This is a genomic window from Cytobacillus sp. FSL R7-0680, assembly GCF_038009245.1.
Taxonomy (GTDB): Bacteria; Bacillota; Bacilli; order Bacillales; family Cytobacillaceae; genus Cytobacillus; species Cytobacillus kochii.
The window spans coordinates 4103420-4122363 of sequence record NZ_JBBPAO010000001.1 but is presented as its reverse complement, the minus strand read 5'-3'; the positions used below and the strand labels follow the sequence as shown (position 1 = coordinate 4122363).

The following is an 18944-nucleotide window of genomic DNA, read 5'->3' as shown; positions in this document are numbered from 1 at the left end:
AAAAGTTGAAAATATCCCTCTTCACTAGAACTTGTATAAATCGGTAGCACATAAGTACTGATTATAAAATAAAATAAAATTCTAATTTTTTCCGTTTCAAGTTTTTTTGCCCAACATACTAATAAAAAAATAATTACAATTATTGCAATGGTATATGGTATTGGAGGTAAAAATCGACATCCCGTCTCCGAAAGGAAATTCCATTCTGCACCTTCTTGATTTTCAATTTTCTAACACCACTTGAGAAGATCCTTCAAGCGGTTTCTCCGTTGTCCAATAATAATCTTCCGCACGCCAATAACGCCGCTGATACTTAAGTAACAAATCCTTACTGCCATTATCTCTCTCCATAAGTCTGATTTGTCTGACATCTTTAGGAACATGCAAGAATATACTATAGTCAATAAATGGTCGCCACTCTTCTCTCTGAATAAACACACCTTCGATAAGAATAATGTCAAAAGAGTCAATGGAATACGATTGCATCATGGTCCGGTCTTTCCCCTCATCATAAAAAGGAAAAAAGGCTTTGCGCTCACATTCTTTCACTCTAGTAAAAAACTGATTACTTATCTCCTTTATGTCCCACTGTAAATAATAGTATTCAAACCATTCTTCATAGCCGGTACCATACCTCCTAGCTGCAGGTTCGATAGCATTGTCTAAATGAAAAAGCTTCACATTGTAATTGGGTGTTAAGTATTGCTGTAGCTTTTTCGCAAATGTGGTTTTTCCTGCTCCTCCAAAGCCGTCGATGGCTATGATGAAAGGGGCTGTCTTGTTCCTCTTCTCTAACTCTATTAAAATTTGTTTAAATATTGGTGTCATACATCTTCTCCTAACCACCCAAAAACCAAACAGCAATCGTCATAAATAACGAAAGCAGTGCCATTATCTTCATTTGTCTCGCTTCTCGTAATTCCTTCTTGATGACATACTCGAAATAAGTGAGCGTGCTATAAAAACAGAGAATTAAAAAAATAATCGCTAGTAGATGTGACAAAATGAATCACCTTACCCATATCCGCTCTACACTAAATCCACGGGGTTTTTCTCTTAATCTATAAACATCAGGATTCGATAATTCTTTCCATTCGTCAAACCCGAATGAAGCATGATACTGTTTTAGTAGTAAAGCAATAATATTTCCGTGGGCTACGATTATTGTGCGCTCGGCCTCACTGCTTCGTATTTCCTCTACGACTTGAGAGATTCGGTCCATCGCTTGCCTGCTTGATTCACCACCAGCAAAATATAAATCTACATCATCGAAAGTGGCCTTTAACTTATCTTGCCAATCATCTAAGCTTGTTGTACTCAGCACACGTTCGGATAAACGTTTATCCACTTCTACTGTAACGCCGATGTTTTCAGCTAACGGTTCGATCGTTTGTGTCGCACGTAAAAATGGACTAGAGAGGATACGATCAATTGGCATGTCTTGAAGGAATGCCTTTAACTCTTCTGCTTGTTGCTGACCCGTTGTGGTTAGTTCAGCATCAGGTGCTTGTCCTGTTGCTTGGCAATGTCTGACGATATAGATTTCTTTCACTTTATTAACCCCCGATTACTTTTGTCATCTTCACAATTTCTTGCGAATACCCGATATGTTCGTAAAATTGGACGGCACGTTGATTCTCGGAAAACACATCTAGAACGAGGACTTTGATTCCTCTTTCATGTGCCCAAGTTTCTGCAAAACGCATCAACTGCTTACCAACTCCTTTTCCCTCACCTTCAGCAGTGATCGCGATAGCAGATATATACGCTAGCTTTTCTTTTGAAAAATAATCCTCTTCACCCTTACATTCAATATATCCTAAAAACACACCTTCTTCTTCTGCGACAAATATATTATCACTATTCTCATCAATGGAGGCCTGTGCCATTTCCAATTGTTTTTGCTGCATCTGCTCGGAATCACGGTGTTCTAGAAAGGAAATCTCACTCAAACGAGATGATAATTGCAAGATTCTTTGTTTATCTTGTTGATTGTACGACCTTATATTCATACTGTTCTCCTGTTCATATATTCCTCCTGTAATAGACCCATATGGATCATATCAAACCATTTGCCTTCTCTAAATAAACATTGCCTCACACGACCTTCTTCAATAAATCCTAATTTTTCGTAAACATGGTGTGCTCTCTTATTTAATGAAAAAACCCTCAATGAAAGGCGGTGAAGATTTAACTCCATAAAAGTATATTCTAAGAGGATTTGAACGGCGCTCGTACCAACACCTTTACCCCATTCATTTTTTTCACCAATATCGATAATGAGTTCAGCATTACGATTTTTCATGTCTATATTCACTAATGAGATGATGCCGATTGGACGTTGATGACTCTTCTCCTCAATGATATAGCATTTAGAATCCGTCGCCCCGAGAATGACTGTCTCAATGAACTCCTTTGTTTCTTCATATGTATATCTATCTAAATCTAAACTCGTAAAAGTCATCACATCTAAATCATTTCGCCATTTATGATAAATGGGTATATCATCCACAGTCATCTTTCTTAAATATAAATGTTCATTTGCAAGCATTCCTTATCACACCTTTCTTCCTTGACTTTGTTCAAGTATACCGTAACATTAAATATTTTTACTATAAATTACTTTTCTGGAAATTAAAAAAGACAAAGACGTTTGAGAACGCCCTTGCCCCACTATTTAATATACATAATCCGGATAATCAGTAATAATGCCATCCACTTTCATTTCTTTTAAGAATTGTGCTGCTTCAGGTGTACGAACAGTCCAAGACTGGATTTTCATTTTGTTTTTCCTCACCTTTTTGACGAGTTCTTCATTCACAAGACCGATACTCGGGTTAAAATAATCAGCATATTTTCGAAATGCTTTGAGCGCTTCATCACTAACATCGTTAGGAGAGGAAGTTAATACGCCAATAGGCATTCTTGGTAATAATTTATTTGCCAGTTTCATAGATTCGAAGTTAAAGGATTGGACAATCACTTCTTCTCTTTTCGGTTTATCCATCTTCCGTTTCTTTAATGCTTTCGTCATTTGCTTCTCGATACCAGGATATAACTCGGGTGCTTTCAGTTCAATGAGAATACCGATTTTTCCTTTATAACGATCGAGGACTTCATCGAAACTAGGAATTTTCTCTCCTGCAAATTCCTCACCTTTCCAGCTACCAGCATCTAGTTGTCTTAACTCCTTAAAATCGAGGTCACCTACTTTGCCAGTTCCATCAGTTGTGCGGTCGACTGTCGTATCATGTAAAATGACTAACTTGCCATCCTTACTTCTTTGCACATCAATCTCAATATAATCTGCACCCATCGCAACAGCTAAATCAAATGCTGCGATTGTATTTTCTGGTGCATAGCCCGAAGCTCCCCGATGCGCTACGTTCGCAATTTCTTTTTCTTTCCTACTTGCCTCAGCCTCACCAAAAGGCAAAGTCACAAAAATCACTGTCGCTAGTAAACAGAAAAGTAATACTTTCTTCAAATTCCCCAACTCCTTTATTTTATCTTTCGAATCAAATGATAAAGGAGGAACTTGAAGAGAATATAAAAAGGGTGTATAGAAGATATAATATTAAAGTAAAAATATTCAGTCTTATTTACTTATAATTTTTTACAAAGAGAGTAAGTAAAAATACATAGAACGGAGAAAAGGAGAAGTCTTTCACCCCAAAAGGCATCTTCCCACCATTCTCCGTATCATCTAATCAATCCAATAACCTTCTTCTTAATTTCTCTATAACCTCGCTCTCAACTGAGCACTCCTTCATAAGATAGTCCTCGATTGTATCATATTTAGAAAATATGGCTTTATAGGCTTGTTCAAGATAAGCTTCTCGTACTTCAAGCACTGGTTGAATATCTGCTTCCTTCAAACGGAAAAGGCTAGCTATCTTTAGTGCTTTTGCGGTTTTCTTCATTCTGGGCGCAATCAATTCATTGGATTGGAGGTATTCTTTCATGACCATATCGTATGGAACATCCGCTGTTAATTGAATTAACGATGACATAAAACCTGTCCGGTCTTTACCTCCTGTACAATGAATAAGCAGTGGAGCGTGCTCCTTTTCAACTGTCAGATCAAAGATTTGTTTAATTTCCCTTTGACAACCGAACGCCATATGCTGATACATTTTAAGCATCAACTCTTCAAAGTTCATATGTCTCGCACCAGTTAGTAAAAATTTAAGCATCCCTTTTCGCGTCAATTCCCAACTAGGGTCTTGAATAGGAATTTTTACTACTGAGAGATTTTGTTCTTCATGAATTTTCGCTCGCTTTGATTCTCCTTCTGACACCGTTCTTAAGTCACAGATTGTTTTTATATTCAACTTTCGAAAAAGATTCATATCCGCTTCAGTCAAACGAGACAGTTCATCTGATCGGTAAAGCAGACCTGATTTCATTCTTAGTCCGTTGCTCGTAACAAGTCCTCCGATATCTCTGAAGTTATATACCCCTTCTAGTCGTTCCCATTCCATCGTCGTCATCAATTGTTCTCCTAACTACGCTTTTAATAATTCATTTTAACATCTTGAAGTTTAAGAAAACAAAAAAAACCGACTGTAAGCCGGCTTCTCCTCAAATCACTCTTTATCTTTTATTTGCAAGTAATCACTATTATTGATTGAAATGGTGTATTTACCATCGCCATACTTAAGCATGGCTTTCTCTACTCTCTGTTGTTCATCATATTCATCCTGTTTTTCTGTAAAAACGATATTATTTGGTTCTTTTTCAGAGTTAAGGTCACCAACATCTGATATAACAAGCTCGGCATTACTGTTTTTACTCATGTACACATTCACTGCAGAACTGTTATTCACGTCCCAATCTGCTGTTAGTTGACGAGGCTTCATCGTAATTTCGTTATAATTCCCGTCAATTTCTAGTGTCACATCTTGTGGAATCACGAGTGTCGGATCCAAAGTACTATAATTTTGAAACATTGCGATTGACTCACGTGGTAGTTCCTTAAAAGCAATGTATAAGGTATCTCCCTTTACAGTAGTTGTCATATAATCTTCAACATCCGTAATTAATGGTTTTTTCTCTAATTGGGTAGCAGTGTAGGTACCAAATACAGACAGTTCCTTTCCTGTCGATCCTTCCACACTTATGCCAGTTGAGCCTGAATCAACAACGACTCTTTTCACATCATTATTCATAGCAAAATCGAATGTTGGTAAATCACCTGTCCTATGTTCAAGGTCCATATTGGCACTCACTTTATCAACAATACCTGTCATACTAAGAAGTGCAATGGTAATACCAACTGTTCCTAACACACCCACAAAGAAAATGCTAAAGATATCATACTTTAAGTAAGGCTTTTCTTGTTTTGAGAAGAATAAAAATAGCAAGATTTCGCCGCCTAAAATAACAAAAATAATCGGCCACCATGAAATAAGTATACTCGAGACATCCAGCTTAAATATTTGTGAAAGAAGCAAATATACGCCTAAAAATAAAAGTGATGCCCCCATTGAAAAGGTTCCTACTCTCCATGTCCTCATTTTTTCTTCACCCCTTCTTCATTTTTTTCTTTTCTTTTGTTCCAGATAAGAGCTTTAACCCGCCACCAATTAAAACGATACATACAATAGCTGTTTGGAAATAGCGATTAAACCAATACCAGACGTCAATATTCAACACTTCAATAATACTTGGTGCAAAAGCCGGCAATAAGACATTTGTTGTCATGTAATACAAACCAACTACAACCAACCCTATACCTAACCATTTTTGATGATTTTCAAAATAAGAAACAATCGGTACATCTTCTAACTCTTCTTCCCCATAGCGTGAGGATTTTTGTAAACCGTCGAAAAAACTATAAAACCATATAATTGGTATGAGAAACAGGAAAATCCCTAAACGCAGAACGTCCAAAATATAGATAGAGAAAAGAAAAGCAGCCATTAATTGAATCCCTCTTCGCTGTAGTCCTAAATACAAATGACCTGCTCCCGGGAAAATAGATAAGAAAGTAGCAAGCCCTTTACTTTTCCGGCCCTCTTCTCTTCCTCTTTCTATATCTTCTAATAAAGTTCTGTCTACAAGCTCTTCCCCTTTTTGCTTTTTATTTAATTGTTGAATCGCATCAAAGAAACTGTATACCCAAATTACTGGGAATAGTAAAAGAAAGACCATAAACTCTCCACGATCAGTTAAAAAAGCGACAAACAAAACCATAATACAGAAACCAAGTGAAGCCGTTAGTAAGGTAATCCCTCTATTCATTAATCCTAAATGAAAATGTCCCACCCCTGGAATAAAAGATAAAAGAATAGTACGGAACCGTTCATAGTCCAGTTCCTCTCCGACTTTAGAGGACGGGTCTTGTTTATTCTTTAGCAACTTTGAAGCCATAATAGCTGTATCGACGAGATTAATAATATAAAGAATGACACCAGCAAAGACAACAAGTATAATTTCGCCTCCTACCCCAACCGAAAGCATGAAAAATGTAAAGGCAATAAGGGCAAATTCGCCTATTAGATAGGCCAACCCGCGGAGGAATACGCCTAAATATAAAAGACCTCCTCCAGGGAAAAAACCTAATAAGAATGCCAATAAAGGGTTTTTCATTTTTTATCCTCCTCCTTCTTTGTATCCATCCAAGCAAATGTTTTATCCATAATTCCTTCTGTTATAGATGCTTTATCCTCTTTAAACTGTTTACTCTCCACATCACCAGCATATTGTGTGAGCGTTTGGAAAAAGCCCGTTGACATAAGTATTAAAGTCATCGCTGCCGCTATCCCATAATGAAAAATTGTTTTTTTATAGAACGCTGTGGCTTTGCGAGAGAAATTTTCATTCTTTGTATCTTGTTTATTATTTTCATTTGGCAATTGGGCCATAATGTTGTCGGTAAAAGCTGTTCCATCTATAATATCTGGGAGTTCCTCTGCCTCAATTGCCGTCAGATAGACCTCCAAGCATTGATCACAGGTATAGAGGTGGTCCTCATAAAGAATTTTATCTTCACCATCTAATTCATTCTTCACATATTTCGTCCATTGTTCATAACTGTAATGTTTCATGAAAAATCGTCCTCCTTCCAATGCTTTTTCATCCATTGACGTGCTCGGTATAATTTTGTTTCGATGGTCTTCACCTGCACATTTTGCTCATCTGCCATTTGTTGATAGGTTTTTTCGTTTATATAAAAATCATAAATGACATGTCGATAGCCTTCTGGCAATTGATGGATACGTTGTCTTACTAACTCTACCGTTTCTTTCCTAAGGAACTTTGTTTCAATATTACCATGTGAAGATTCCCTTCTATCAAAATCAATCACATCCATTATGTCTTCACGCTGTCGTTCTTTTTTTCTTTTCATATCAATGGCGTGATTGACGGCGATTCGTTTCATCCATGTTTTAAAACCTTGATCCTCATATTGGGGGAGAGAGTGATAGATTTTCAAAAACACTTCTTGTGCGGCATCTTCAGCAGCATTCCGATCACGTAATACCGCAAACGTAACTTTAAAAAGTTCATTGCGATATTTTTCGACAAGTAATCGGAAAGCATGGTCGTTGCCATCTAATATTTTTTGGATAAGAACTTGGTCGCTAATGTCACTCTCCCCCTTTCCTTTTTAGCTTCCATCATAATAGACGTTACACAATCATCTTTCCCCTACACAAAAGATAAAAATATTTTCACTAGCTTTATTCAAGCAAAAATTAGCCTGCTTGACTATACTTATATTTTGCAAAATAATGGGTTCTAGACATTTTCAATCATGAATATCACTTTATCTTCATATTCTTAACTATGGGGTGAGAACAGCATGAGAGTAGCTTATACAAGTTCCGACGTAGATTTAATGGCAAGGATGATGAGAGCCGAAGCTGAGGGTGAAGGAAAGCAAGGAATGTTATACGTAGGCAATGTAATCGTTAATCGTGCAATCGCTGACTGTCTTGACTTTAAAGATGTTCGAACAATCGAGGATGTCATTTATCATGTGCAAGGTGGTAATTATTCATTCGAAGCCGTGCAGAAGGGGAACCTCTTTTACAACAGAGCAAGGAGCACAGAAAAAAGACTCGCCGAGAAAAATTTGAAATATTGGCGTGAACACCCTGCTAAATATGCACTCTGGTATTTCAATCCATATGCTCCCTGCCCGCCTACTTGGTATAATCAACCTTTTGCTGGCCAGTTTAAAAATCACTGCTATTATGAACCAATCGCTAACACATGTGACAGTGTTTATGTGTAAAAGAGAACAACAAAGAACATCCCAAAAAGGGGTGTTTTTTTGTTATTTGTTTAAGTTGGGGTGATTTATTTACAAAAGAATCGGCATTTATAACCCTTAGGAAATAATTTTTTCCCGTAGATTGAAGCAATGTCTTTATCGAGGGTTTAACTTTTGTTCAAGCTACATTTTTTTAAAATAGACGAATAGTATTAGTAATCGAAGAGCAGATATCATCCAAGGAGAGAAAAAACGTTTTACGGAACTACTAAGAAACAAAAAAACATAACGTCCCTTTCAAGAAGAAGCCGATTACTTAATTGTTATTCCTCTACCATGAGGATATTGCAGAACTTATTCAATCCCTGATTTATAACAGTCTAGTTGAATGATGTAACTCTTAAGACGATTAAAATTTTTATAATTTTCTGTCATCCACTCTATCACACTGTTATTTTACACTAAATAGTTTCTTTCATTTTGAAAAAGATAGACATTATTTTAATATTTATTTATTATTTTATAGGATATTTTCGCATAGACTAATATGGTAAAATTAGTAATGTTAGAATTTTCTTGATAAGGAGTTTAGCTATGGACTTATTTATATTATTACTATCTTATCTCATTGGCTCGATACCTACTGCCTTGCTTGTAGGTAAACTTTTCTTTGGCATTGATATTCGTGAATATGGTAGCAATAATCCCGGCGCAACGAATACACTTCGGGTTTTAGGAAAAAGAGCAGGGGTTACTGTTTTAATTATTGATATAGGTAAAGGTGCACTTGCTGCTTCACTCCCCCTGTTACTTCAAACAGGTGGTGATCCACTGATTATTGGTTTGTTTGCAGTTGTTGGGCATTGCTTCCCTATTTTCGCTGGCTTTCGTGGAGGAAAAGCCATTGCTACTACTGCTGGTGTGCTATTGGTCGCGAATATCTGGTTATTTCTAATTGCCTATATCACCTTTGTTGCCGTGGTTTCTATCACAAAATACCTTTACTATGGCTCCATTTCTGTAGGGGTTGCTCTTTTCTTATATGCCACCCTTTCACCACTACAAAAAAATGAATGGATTTTCTTCCTATTTTTATTGTTGCTCATTTATTTACACCGTTCAAATATTCGCAACCATTTACTGCAGAGGGAGCCTAAAATTAATGATAAGAAAATTAAAGATGACCGTCTGCCACCTAAACAAGCTTAAGGAGGTCTGTTATGACTAAACAGTTAGCCAAGTTCATCGCTGATTTAAATCAATTAGACAAGCATCATATCGGCTATTGTGGAGAAAAGGAAGAGGACATTCTGCATGATATACAAGAAATAAAGCCTTATTTTATCACTTATGAATATGAGGGTGAAATTGAAGCTGCAATAGGATTAGATATTGATGAAGCTGACCGGAGTGCCGAAGTATGGGGTCCCTTTGCCAAGAATCATGAGGTAAAAAAAGATTTGTGGAACCAAGTTGTAAACTCCTATGAAAATAAGCTACAGCAATTATCGTTTTTTGTGAACGAAAAGAATAATAGTACCTTACATTTTTTACAATCAATCAATGCCACTCACCAAGGAAATCACGCCATACTCGCAGCAAAGCGAGGGATTTTCCAAAACATCTGTCACAGCTATCATGAGCAATATCGCAACGATTTTCTGCTACTACACGAAGCAACTTTTCCACAAACTTATTTGTCAGGCGAAGAGATACTAAAACTGTTGGATCAGCATCATAAACTGCTTCTATTGACAGAAAATGGCCAATTACAGGGCTATGTATATCTCGAAGCTGCACCACACTTTGGTGAAGGGCAGATTGAATTCCTTGCTGTATGTCCTAAAGCAAGAAAAAAAGGAAGAGGGCGACAGCTCATTGAGGCTGCACTCGAAACACTCTTCCAGTTTGAAAACATAGATAAAATCACATTATGTGTATCGCTTGATAATCATCAGGCGATCAAGTTATATCAATCAGCTGGATTTGAGCTGAGTGCACGGTTAAAATTATTCTCTTATCAATTTTAACTGATTTAAGTCTTTCACTCTTGCAATGCCAGCTAGGGACATGGTAATTCTCGTTTCTTCTATTAAGTTTTCTAATACTTTTTCAACCCCTACTTGGCCGTCTATACCTAAACCATATACAAATGGTCGACCAATACATACAGCTGCTGCGCCTAGTGCCAATGCCTTTACTATATCCGTCCCACGGCGAATACCACTATCAAATACTACTGGCACTTTTTGATTAGCTGCTTTAACAACCGCAGGCAATGCATCTAGCGCAGCAACTGTTCCATCTAATTGCCTGCCACCATGATTAGAAACAATTAGCCCTGATGCGCCTGCCTCTATTGCACATTGTACATCTTCTGGATGAAGGATACCTTTAATATAGATAGGTAAGGACGTTCTTTTTGCTAATGCTGCAATATGCGACCAATTCATTTCAGGATAATGAATATTATCTAAAACAGATTGAATCATAGATTCATGGTCAGTCTTCTCACCAAGCGCATGCATAAAGGCTGGATCTGATTCGTAATTTGCTTTACCGTAGCCCTCTTTTAGCGGAGAAAATTGTGTAGCGATATCCGTTTCTCTCCAGCCTGTCATAATTGTATCAACAGTAACGACAATCGCTTCATAACCTGCTCTTTCAGCTCTCTCTACCATACTGAATGAAACCTCTTCATTCCTCGACCAATAAAGCTGGAACCACTTTGGACTATCTACTGTTGCCGCTTTGACCTCCTCAATCGAGTAGCTAGAGACTGTACTCTGGATAAAAGGAACTCCGATTGTTTTCGCCGCTCTAGCAGTTGCCAATTCACCTTCTTCATGTGTCAATTTTTGCATGCCGACTGGGGCAATAAAAATGGGGTATGGATAAGTATGCTCTCCTAATGTCACACTCATATCTATATCTGCTACATTTCTAAGCATTCGAGGTAGTATTGACCATTTTTCGAAGGCTGTTGTATTCTTTCGTAATGTTTCCTCATTACTTGCTGCCGAGCGGACGTATCCATATGCTCCCTTAGACATAAGTTTTTTTGCTTCTTGTTCTAATGCTTGATATGAAACAGGGAAAACGGCTGGAACCTCAATATTCATCTGTCTATCTCCTTTTGTTAAACTCATTTGCGGCTTTTTCACATGCGAAGAGTAGGAATAGTGGGATCCTCTGGCGTCTTTTCCACTCTTTTTCTGAAGAGAATGATGATTGAATTGGTGTAGCTTCACTAAGATTCATAATATTAAATTGGCAATCTTGCAATATTTTAAAATACTGTTCGATCGTCCGATGATACTTCACAACTTTTTCATCAATCCACGGCTCTACCCGCTCACCAATTAGAAAGTAGTCATCCACTACCCAATTTTCTCGCTTACCTCCACCGCTAATGAAAGCACTTGTAAGGACCGGATGCTGTACACTAAAGACAAATTCGCCACCCGTTCGCAAACTGTTATAAATATTCTCGCAAATTTGTTTGAAATCTTCAAGATAGTGAAGCGTTAATTGTGAAAAGATACAATCATAAGTTTCTTTTTTAAAGTCATATGTTTCTAAACTAGCATGAGTTAATTTCACATTAGGAATGCCTGCGAGGTTTTTCAGAGCCAATTCTAACATTTTTTGCGAACCATCAATCCCTGTATAGGACCCGAGTAAGGGTGCCAACTCTTTTGCTAAAGTGGCAGCACCACACCCAAGTTCAAGCACATCTTTATTGCTCATGTCACCTAGTAAATTCAAAAAAGCTGGTTTTTCTATCATTTCATTAGGGCTTTCTTTACGCATTCTTCTTTTCAAATAATTTTGTAAAAATTCATCATTTTCATAAACGGATGATCCCCGATATTCCACTGTATCGCTCCCTTTATTATTTTGTTGGTGCTCCTCGATATCTCGCTTCACGTAGCTCGAGAGCATAGGCTGCAACATTGGGCATCCCCATTATTTCAGCTTGATTTATTTCTCTTTCAATATCATAAGGAATTCTCACTATTTCAATTGAGAAGGGACCTTCTTGTTTAGATTGATAATTCCCATGCATAATCGCAAAAGTTGCCTGTGGAATATCTAATGAATTACCGACACTGCCACAATTAAATAATGTTCTTTGCGGTTGAATTGGTTCAATGAGCGCAGCATGAATGTCTCCGAATCCAATTACATCAGGCTTCCTCTCTTGTTCAAGCGGCTTTATCCATTCACTTATTTCAAACATCTCATTTTTCTCTTTGGTCATGGCCTTCATTGGGATGACTCTATGATAAACACTTTTTGCTGAAGCATGATAAAGTCGTATATATTTTCCACTCATATAAAAATCATAATGGAAGGGTAAGCTCTGTAAATAGTCCATAGCTTCTCCCTCAAGCTGCTTCTGATGCCACTCGATTTCTTCACTATCAATTGGCTTTATAATAAAATCATCCCAATTCCCTTGCAGTACCACATCACATGTTTCTCTTACTTTATGTACTACCTCTAAACCACTCGGACCCTTACCAATTAAATCACCTAAGCAAAAAATCTTATCTATTTTTCTTTCTTTTATGTGATGTAGGACCGCTTCTAAAGCTGTCAAATTACCATGAATATCTGAAATAATTGCAATGGCCATGGTCATTTCCTCCTTCGTGCTTGTTGATTATAGTATTTTGCCATAAATAATAGCAGTTTTATTGTTGAATTGGTTACTCTACTTTGTTCAAGAGGGACGGTTCTTCTTTCAGTAACTATCTCAATTGTACTTCTTTCCCTGAAGTCAGTGATTACTTCTTTTGCGACTTGAGATTCCTTTAAGAGATCCGCATCCTTTCATTTGCCACTTCCTCACTTACCACCGAGGAGGGCAATACCTCTCTATTGCCAACAAACGACAATTCATTTACGAAAAGTCTACTCCTCTTTCACTGAGCAGTAAAGGGTTTAGCAAATACTAAAAACTCCCCCTCTCTTCCTTCCATTTCTTTTCTCCGAATTAAACATGAATGTATTGTGTTCTTGCCATGATTACTGCTAAAATTTATGTTAAAATAGCAATGAATAATCTTTTAATCAAGGAGACGAACGATGTCAAAAGTATATATTTTCGGTCATAAAAACCCAGATACTGATACGATTTGCTCTGCAATTGCCTATGCAGACCTCAAAAAAGAATTAGGTATGGATGCAGAACCAGTTCGCCTTGGCGAAATTAACGGAGAAACACAATACGCATTAGACTATTTCAAGCAAGCGGCACCGCGCTATGTAGAAAAAGTAGCTAGCGATGTAAAGGAAGTCATTCTCGTTGACCATAACGAATTTCAACAAAGTGCAGATGATATTCGTGATGTCCAAATTCTTGAAGTCATTGACCATCATCGTATTGCCAACTTTGAAACAAGCGATCCTCTATACTACCGTGCAGAACCAGTCGGGTGTACAGCAACCATTTTAAACAAAATCTATAAAGAGAATGGTATAGAGATTAAAAAAGAAATTGCTGGTTTGATGCTTTCAGCTATCATTTCTGACTCTTTACTTTTCAAATCACCGACATGCACAGAACAAGATGTAAAAGCCGCTCAAGAGTTGGCTGAAATTGCTGGTGTCAACCCACAAGTATATGGTTTGGAAATGCTTAAAGCCGGTGCAGATTTAAGTGAAAAAACTGTGGATCAATTGATCACACTTGATGCGAAAGAATTTCAATTAGGTGAACACAAAGCTTATATCGCTCAAGTAAACGCTGTCGATTTAGACGATGTCCTTAAACGTAAAACGGAAATAGAAGCCGCAATGATGACAGCGATTGTTGATAAAGAATTAGATTTATTCCTATTTGTATTAACAGATATACTTAACAATGATTCAATGGCTATTGCTCTTGGATCTCAAGTAAAAGCTGTGGAACAAGCATTTGAAGTCATTCTAGTAGATAATCAAGCTCTACTAAAAGGTGTTGTTTCTCGTAAGAAACAAATCGTACCACCATTAACAAATGTATTAGCTTAATTTTTTTTTAAAAGTGTCCTCATTGCAAAATGAGGATACTTTTTTTATGGAAAAATATATGTATAAAAAAGGATATATATACAAATTTTAATAAAAAGGAGGTAATATGATGAAAAAAATCCTAACGTTTATGTCCATTGTTTTACTTGCAATTAGTGTCATGACTCCTATAGCGAATGCCGAGGGCCACCATAAACACCGTAGTCATAAAATGCACGGGATGCATGAGGCATTTAACCAATTTCTATTCGACCAATTTGATGAAGAAATAAATAAAGCCGTCAGCAACTATTACAAAAACGATTCCATGAAGGTGCAGTATCATACAAAAGGTCAGCACCCTCATGCACTGGTAAAAATCGTACAATCTAAAGAAGAAAATAAACTGAGTCACCCCTATATATTAACTTTCATCGTCAATACTTACGAAGGTGATCAAACGGAACCCACTGGTATTGATAAAATCAGCTTTGGTGTCACACCACTTGATAACAACAAAGTATTTAGCCAGCAAGCTGTGGCAGGTTCTAAAGTTGAATTAATCGAGTTTAAACATCATGAACCTAAAGAAAAAATAGAAACGAACAAAAACGCCGAATAAGGCGTTTTTTTGCATAATAGCCTCCACATTTGAAAGAATAAACATTAAAACATATAGAGGTGATAACCATGAAAGCTGTCACATACCAGGGACCTAAAAAAGTAGCAGTAACAAAGGTAGCCGATCCAAAGATAGAAAAGAAAGACGATCTTATTGTAAAAATAACTTCAACGGCTATTTGTGGATCAGACCTTCACTTATATCAAGGAAATATGCCACTACCGGAAGGCTATATCATTGGTCACGAACCAATGGGAATCGTAGAAGAAGTAGGTCCAGATGTGACAAGGGTTAAAAAAGGCGATCGGGTTGTTATCCCCTTTAACGTATCATGTGGACATTGTTTCTACTGCGAACACCAAATGGAAAGCCAATGCGATCATTCTAACCCTCATTATGATTCAGGTGGATACTTCGGCTATGCAGAGAAATTTGGTAACTATCCTGGAGGACAAGCAGAATATTTGAGAGTTCCATTTGGAAATTTCACCCCTTTTATTGTGCCTAAAGATTGTGAATTAGAAGATGAATCTCTGCTTTTTTTATCTGACGTATTACCTACTGCCTATTGGAGTGTACTTCACTCTGGAGTAAAAAAAGGAGATACAGTAATCGTTCTTGGTTGCGGACCAGTTGGGCTAATGACTCAAAAATTTGCCTGGATGATGGGAGCCAAAAGAGTAATTGCAATCGATTATTTGGACTATCGAATGAATCATGCAAAAAAAATGAACAAAGTAGAAACATTTGAATTTACAAAGTATCCTGATATGGGGGAGCATTTGAAAGAAATCACCAATGGTGGTGCGGATGTTGTCATCGATTGCGTTGGAATGGACGGAAAAAAATCTCCAGTAGAATTTCTTGAACAGAAACTTAAATTACAAGGCGGCACTTTAGGACCCATCCAAATTGCCACAAAAGCCGTAAGGAAATTCGGAACAGTTCAATTGACTGGCGTATATGGAGGCAATTATAACGCATTCCCACTTGGTCCATTTTGGGTCAGAAATATACAGCTTAAAATGGGGCAAGCTCCTGTCATTCATCTGATGCCAGAACTTTATCAAATGATACAAGAAGAAAAGCTTAATCCTAAAGAGATTATCACACATAAAATCTCTTTAGCAGATGCCAGTCATGGATACCAGATTTTTAATAACCACGAAGATCAATGTATAAAGGTAGTATTAAAACCGTAAATAATGACAATGAAATGAAAAAATGGCTTTTCATTTGTATCTGCAATTTTAGTCCTATATTGTAAGAAAACTGAGAATGTCAGCGGAATAACGAGTTAACAAATAACGATCAAATATCATCACGTAACATGAAGAAGCTGTAATCCTCAAGTGAGATGACAGTTTCTTTTTTTCAATAAATTTATTCCTAGTTAGTTAATTTGGTAGCTGAATTTGAACATTAGCACCCCTTAGCTCAAGAAGAAACTTAATTATAAAAATGAGAGATAATCATTTACATTTAGATATTTTAACAATTTCTTTGATGGTAGAATTAACCTCCTTGCTATTTTTAATTATATATAAATAGTCTGCTTCCCCTTCTCCTGGGTCAACTACATCTTCATGTAAAGATTCAGCTTGTTGCCGAATAAGCACTTGCTCAAAATTAGAATATGCACCTCTTAATATATTGGTATTTCTTTTACTATTAATAACCCGTTCTTTTAGAATTTCATCTGGAATATCAAAATTCACCAAGATACGGATAAACTCATCTTTATTATAGACTTCTTTAAGCAAATACTTTCTACCTTTTCTAGTTCTATTTGCACTACTAACTATAATATGAAGATCCGTATTTTCTATTGCATATTCAGCAATTAACTTGGATATGGAATGTTTAAGAGTATTAGGTTCAGTTTTTGGTTGTATTTTTTTGTAATGCCTATTAACAAATTCAGCATGATTATCCTGATCTAACACAAAAGAGTTTTCTAATTCATTTTCTAATTCTCTTGCAAAAGTACTTTTCCCACAATGAGTCTTGCCCACAGTAATAACCACTAACCTCTTCATAATATTATCTCCTTTAACTAAACTGCCCCGTTTATTCTATAAGAAAAGCTGCTTAAATTAGCAGCTAAACTAATTATTCTCAATTAACTTTTTTATTGCATAGACTACGACTTTCGGTTCGTCATTTTGTATATAGTGAGCACTATTTTCAGCAATTATTAATTCTCCTTCAGAGGATATTTCGAGAATCTCTCCCTGCATTTCATTCCATAACTTTTGTGATTCTATAGAATAATGAGCTTTCTGACCCGCAGATAGAACAATTAATGGGACATTTAATTTTTTTCTAGTGTCTTTTAACTGCTTCAGGCTTTCCATAAATTCTCCATAATTTCCTTCGTAAACGAATTGCCTCTTATATGCTTGTTGAAAATCTTTTGACATTGTAGGGAGAAAACGCTCTCTGTATTCTTCTGGAGTAGAGTCAATCAAGACTAGTCCACAAACTTCATTTGGATATTCAGTAGCAAACATCCGCATATTTACTCCACCAAACGAATGACCTACTAATATGTAGGGAGGCTTAATCTTAGCTTCACTAAGAAGTTCCTTTAATTCTTTTACCATTTCACTGCTAGTTCTGGGACTAGAACTTGGTTCACTTTTCCCAAGTCCTGCTCTATCATAAATTAGTACACTAGAGAGCATTGAAATCTCTCTTAATACTGAATTCCATGCCTTAGAAAAGTCTCCATATCCGGCATCCATTATGACTGTTGGCTTTCCATTATTTTCTCCCACCAATTTAGCATATAATTTACATTTACTTATATGTATAAACATTTCATTGTTCATTGGTTCACTCCTATCATTTTGCCGACTATCTTAAGTTAAAATTTAACATTACTAAAAATCTTATTCAACAAACCTGCCCCCATTGTTCCATAAGAAAAGAGCTTCCTTATTTAACTGTTAGTTCAATAAGGAAACTCATGACGATTTCACTTTTCAAGTTAGTATTATTCTATTTCAAAATCCTTTATATTGGCTATGGGATGAAGTGTTGCTTCGGCATTAAATGTAGAAAGTACTTCACCTTGCTGAACTTTTTTAACCCAATCATGATCAGCTAAGGCTCCTTTACCAAGAGCTACTAGATCGGCACCTCCATCGGTTAACATTTCAATTGCTCTATCTACATTTTCGAGTTGTCCATTGGCGATTATCGGTAATTCGCTGTATTTTTTTGCAAGAGATACAAGAGAAGTCTCACTACCTTCGAAGGCAGGTTGCCAAGCTTCAAATTCTGTTACGTGAATATAATTTAATCCTGACTTACCTAATGCACTAAAAATGATCTCTGCATCTACTTCTTTGCCTGACCACTTATAAAAGTAGTCATTGACTTGTGATTGTGAAATTCTCATCCCAACAATAAACTGCTCATCCGCAACGGCTTCCGTTACAGCGTTGGCAACTTCAACAAGAAACCGTACTCTATTTTCGGTGCTCCCCCCATATTCATCTGTCCGAACGTTCGTGTACTCTGTTAAAAAAGCATCTAATAAATATCCGTTTGCACCATGCAATTCTACACCATCAAAACCAGCAGATTTTGCTTTTTTTGCCGCCTCTACAAAACTGTATTTAACATCTACCATTTCCTCTTTTGTAATGGTTCTTGACCGTTTAAATGGACCTTCTCCAAGATAGAATTTTAATTGCTCTCCTTTCGGTTGAACAGCAGATGGCGCTATGGTTTCTTCAGTAAATCGATTTCCTTGGGAAAGTGGTCCGGTATGTTGCAATTGCATAAAGATCTTTCCACCTTCTGAATGAACAGCATCAACAATTTTCTTCCATTCTTTCGCTTGTCCATCCAATGCAATTCCCGGTTGAAACTGATACGTTTGACTGTTCTCGTCATCTATATATGTGCCTTCCGTAATAATTAGCCCAAAGCCACCCTCTGCAAAAGAACGGTAGTATTTAATCATTCTGTCTGTAATGAAACCTTCTTGGTCTGCACTAATTCGCGTCATAGGTGCAACCGCTACTCTATTTTTAAGTTCTGTATTGTTGATGTTGAATGATTGAAACAAAATATTTTTATCCATCT

The 18944-nt window shown here is 36.8% G+C and carries 23 protein-coding genes; 6 read left to right on the top strand and 17 right to left on the bottom strand.

The window, feature by feature from the left end; genetic code table 11:
• Positions 1–222: 222 nt before the first annotated feature.
• The 11 genes from MKY26_RS20690 to MKY26_RS20640 all read right to left on the bottom strand — a co-directional run bounded on the left by MKY26_RS20690 (position 223) and on the right by MKY26_RS20640 (position 7594).
• A complete protein-coding gene (locus MKY26_RS20690; RefSeq protein WP_341049749.1) occupies positions 223–828 on the bottom strand; it encodes a uridine kinase in 606 nt (201 codons plus the stop codon).
• A gap of 10 nt (positions 829–838) precedes the next feature.
• Positions 839–1003, bottom strand: a complete 165-nt coding sequence (locus tag MKY26_RS20685) for a hypothetical protein (RefSeq protein WP_157733803.1) — start codon at positions 1001–1003, stop codon at positions 839–841.
• Between the two features lie 6 nt (positions 1004–1009).
• Positions 1010–1552 carry a histidine phosphatase family protein gene (locus tag MKY26_RS20680; RefSeq protein WP_341098492.1) on the bottom strand — a complete coding sequence of 181 codons (543 nt, stop codon included), beginning with the start codon at positions 1550–1552 and terminating at the stop codon, positions 1010–1012.
• A 4-nt stretch (positions 1553–1556) separates the two neighbouring features.
• On the bottom strand, positions 1557–2012 hold the full coding sequence (locus tag MKY26_RS20675) for a GNAT family N-acetyltransferase (protein ID WP_341098491.1): 456 nt from the start codon (positions 2010–2012) through the stop codon (positions 1557–1559).
• Positions 2009–2551: a GNAT family N-acetyltransferase gene (locus MKY26_RS20670; RefSeq protein ID WP_095370650.1), complete on the bottom strand. Its 543-nt coding sequence runs from the start codon at positions 2549–2551 to the stop codon at positions 2009–2011. The genes MKY26_RS20675 and MKY26_RS20670 overlap by 4 nt, the downstream gene beginning before the upstream one ends.
• Positions 2552–2677: 126 nt before the next feature.
• Positions 2678–3487 (bottom strand): glycerophosphodiester phosphodiesterase, encoded by an 810-nt coding sequence (locus MKY26_RS20665; RefSeq protein WP_095370651.1) that lies wholly within the window; start codon positions 3485–3487, stop codon positions 2678–2680.
• A 223-nt stretch (positions 3488–3710) separates the two neighbouring features.
• On the bottom strand, positions 3711–4493 hold the full coding sequence (locus tag MKY26_RS20660) for a tyrosine-protein phosphatase (protein ID WP_095370652.1): 783 nt from the start codon (positions 4491–4493) through the stop codon (positions 3711–3713).
• A 96-nt stretch (positions 4494–4589) separates the two neighbouring features.
• Positions 4590–5519, bottom strand: coding sequence for a hypothetical protein (locus MKY26_RS20655; protein WP_095370653.1), 930 nt, complete (start codon positions 5517–5519; stop codon positions 4590–4592).
• A 7-nt stretch (positions 5520–5526) separates the two neighbouring features.
• Positions 5527–6594: a hypothetical protein gene (locus MKY26_RS20650; RefSeq protein ID WP_095370654.1), complete on the bottom strand. Its 1068-nt coding sequence runs from the start codon at positions 6592–6594 to the stop codon at positions 5527–5529.
• Complete coding sequence (locus tag MKY26_RS20645) at positions 6591–7052, bottom strand: hypothetical protein (RefSeq protein WP_095370655.1); 462 nt, start codon at positions 7050–7052, stop codon at positions 6591–6593. The genes MKY26_RS20650 and MKY26_RS20645 overlap by 4 nt, the downstream gene beginning before the upstream one ends.
• The gene (locus tag MKY26_RS20640; RefSeq protein ID WP_095370656.1) at positions 7049–7594 is read right to left on the bottom strand and encodes an RNA polymerase sigma factor; all 546 of its coding nucleotides are present in this window, start codon (positions 7592–7594) and stop codon (positions 7049–7051) included. Before MKY26_RS20640 ends, MKY26_RS20645 begins: the two co-directional genes overlap by 4 nt.
• A gap of 216 nt (positions 7595–7810) precedes the next feature.
• Between MKY26_RS20640 and MKY26_RS20635 the strand changes: the two genes are divergently transcribed.
• The 3 genes from MKY26_RS20635 to MKY26_RS20625 all read left to right on the top strand — a co-directional run bounded on the left by MKY26_RS20635 (position 7811) and on the right by MKY26_RS20625 (position 10254).
• On the top strand, positions 7811–8245 hold the full coding sequence (locus MKY26_RS20635) for a cell wall hydrolase (RefSeq protein ID WP_095370657.1): 435 nt from the start codon (positions 7811–7813) through the stop codon (positions 8243–8245).
• Positions 8246–8818: 573 nt separating this feature from the next.
• The gene (gene plsY, locus MKY26_RS20630; RefSeq protein ID WP_095370658.1) at positions 8819–9433 is read left to right on the top strand and encodes a glycerol-3-phosphate 1-O-acyltransferase PlsY; all 615 of its coding nucleotides are present in this window, start codon (positions 8819–8821) and stop codon (positions 9431–9433) included.
• Between the two features lie 11 nt (positions 9434–9444).
• The gene (locus tag MKY26_RS20625) at positions 9445–10254 is read left to right on the top strand and encodes a GNAT family N-acetyltransferase (RefSeq protein ID WP_095370659.1); all 810 of its coding nucleotides are present in this window, start codon (positions 9445–9447) and stop codon (positions 10252–10254) included.
• Here the strand turns inward: MKY26_RS20625 and MKY26_RS20620 are convergent.
• The 3 genes from MKY26_RS20620 to MKY26_RS20610 are packed head-to-tail and all read right to left on the bottom strand — an operon-like array spanning position 10234 to position 12866.
• Positions 10234–11346 carry an alpha-hydroxy-acid oxidizing protein gene (locus tag MKY26_RS20620; protein ID WP_341054162.1) on the bottom strand — a complete coding sequence of 371 codons (1113 nt, stop codon included), beginning with the start codon at positions 11344–11346 and terminating at the stop codon, positions 10234–10236. The genes MKY26_RS20625 and MKY26_RS20620 overlap by 21 nt on opposite strands.
• 4 nt (positions 11347–11350) lie before the next feature.
• On the bottom strand, positions 11351–12103 hold the full coding sequence (locus tag MKY26_RS20615; protein WP_341098711.1) for a class I SAM-dependent DNA methyltransferase: 753 nt from the start codon (positions 12101–12103) through the stop codon (positions 11351–11353).
• A 16-nt stretch (positions 12104–12119) separates the two neighbouring features.
• Positions 12120–12866, bottom strand: coding sequence for a metallophosphoesterase family protein (locus tag MKY26_RS20610; protein ID WP_341098488.1), 747 nt, complete (start codon positions 12864–12866; stop codon positions 12120–12122).
• Positions 12867–13318: 452 nt separating this feature from the next.
• Between MKY26_RS20610 and MKY26_RS20605 the strand changes: the two genes are divergently transcribed.
• From MKY26_RS20605 to MKY26_RS20595, 3 genes are all read left to right on the top strand, one after another.
• The gene (locus tag MKY26_RS20605) at positions 13319–14245 is read left to right on the top strand and encodes a manganese-dependent inorganic pyrophosphatase (RefSeq protein ID WP_095370662.1); all 927 of its coding nucleotides are present in this window, start codon (positions 13319–13321) and stop codon (positions 14243–14245) included.
• 106 nt (positions 14246–14351) lie between these two features.
• A complete protein-coding gene (locus tag MKY26_RS20600) occupies positions 14352–14846 on the top strand; it encodes a DUF3888 domain-containing protein (RefSeq protein WP_341098485.1) in 495 nt (164 codons plus the stop codon).
• 68 nt (positions 14847–14914) lie between these two features.
• Positions 14915–16048, top strand: a complete 1134-nt coding sequence (locus MKY26_RS20595; RefSeq protein ID WP_340977751.1) for a zinc-dependent alcohol dehydrogenase — start codon at positions 14915–14917, stop codon at positions 16046–16048.
• Between the two features lie 270 nt (positions 16049–16318).
• Here MKY26_RS20595 and MKY26_RS20590 read toward each other — a convergent pair whose 3' ends face one another.
• The 3 genes from MKY26_RS20590 to MKY26_RS20580 all read right to left on the bottom strand — a co-directional run bounded on the left by MKY26_RS20590 (position 16319) and on the right by MKY26_RS20580 (position 18942).
• The gene (locus tag MKY26_RS20590; protein WP_341098482.1) at positions 16319–16885 is read right to left on the bottom strand and encodes an AAA family ATPase; all 567 of its coding nucleotides are present in this window, start codon (positions 16883–16885) and stop codon (positions 16319–16321) included.
• A gap of 69 nt (positions 16886–16954) precedes the next feature.
• Entirely contained in the window at positions 16955–17680 is a 726-nt protein-coding gene (locus tag MKY26_RS20585; RefSeq protein WP_095370666.1) for an alpha/beta fold hydrolase, read from the bottom strand.
• Positions 17681–17844: 164 nt separating this feature from the next.
• Positions 17845–18942 carry an NADH:flavin oxidoreductase gene (locus MKY26_RS20580; RefSeq protein ID WP_341098480.1) on the bottom strand — a complete coding sequence of 366 codons (1098 nt, stop codon included), beginning with the start codon at positions 18940–18942 and terminating at the stop codon, positions 17845–17847.
• Positions 18943–18944 lie beyond the last annotated feature (2 nt).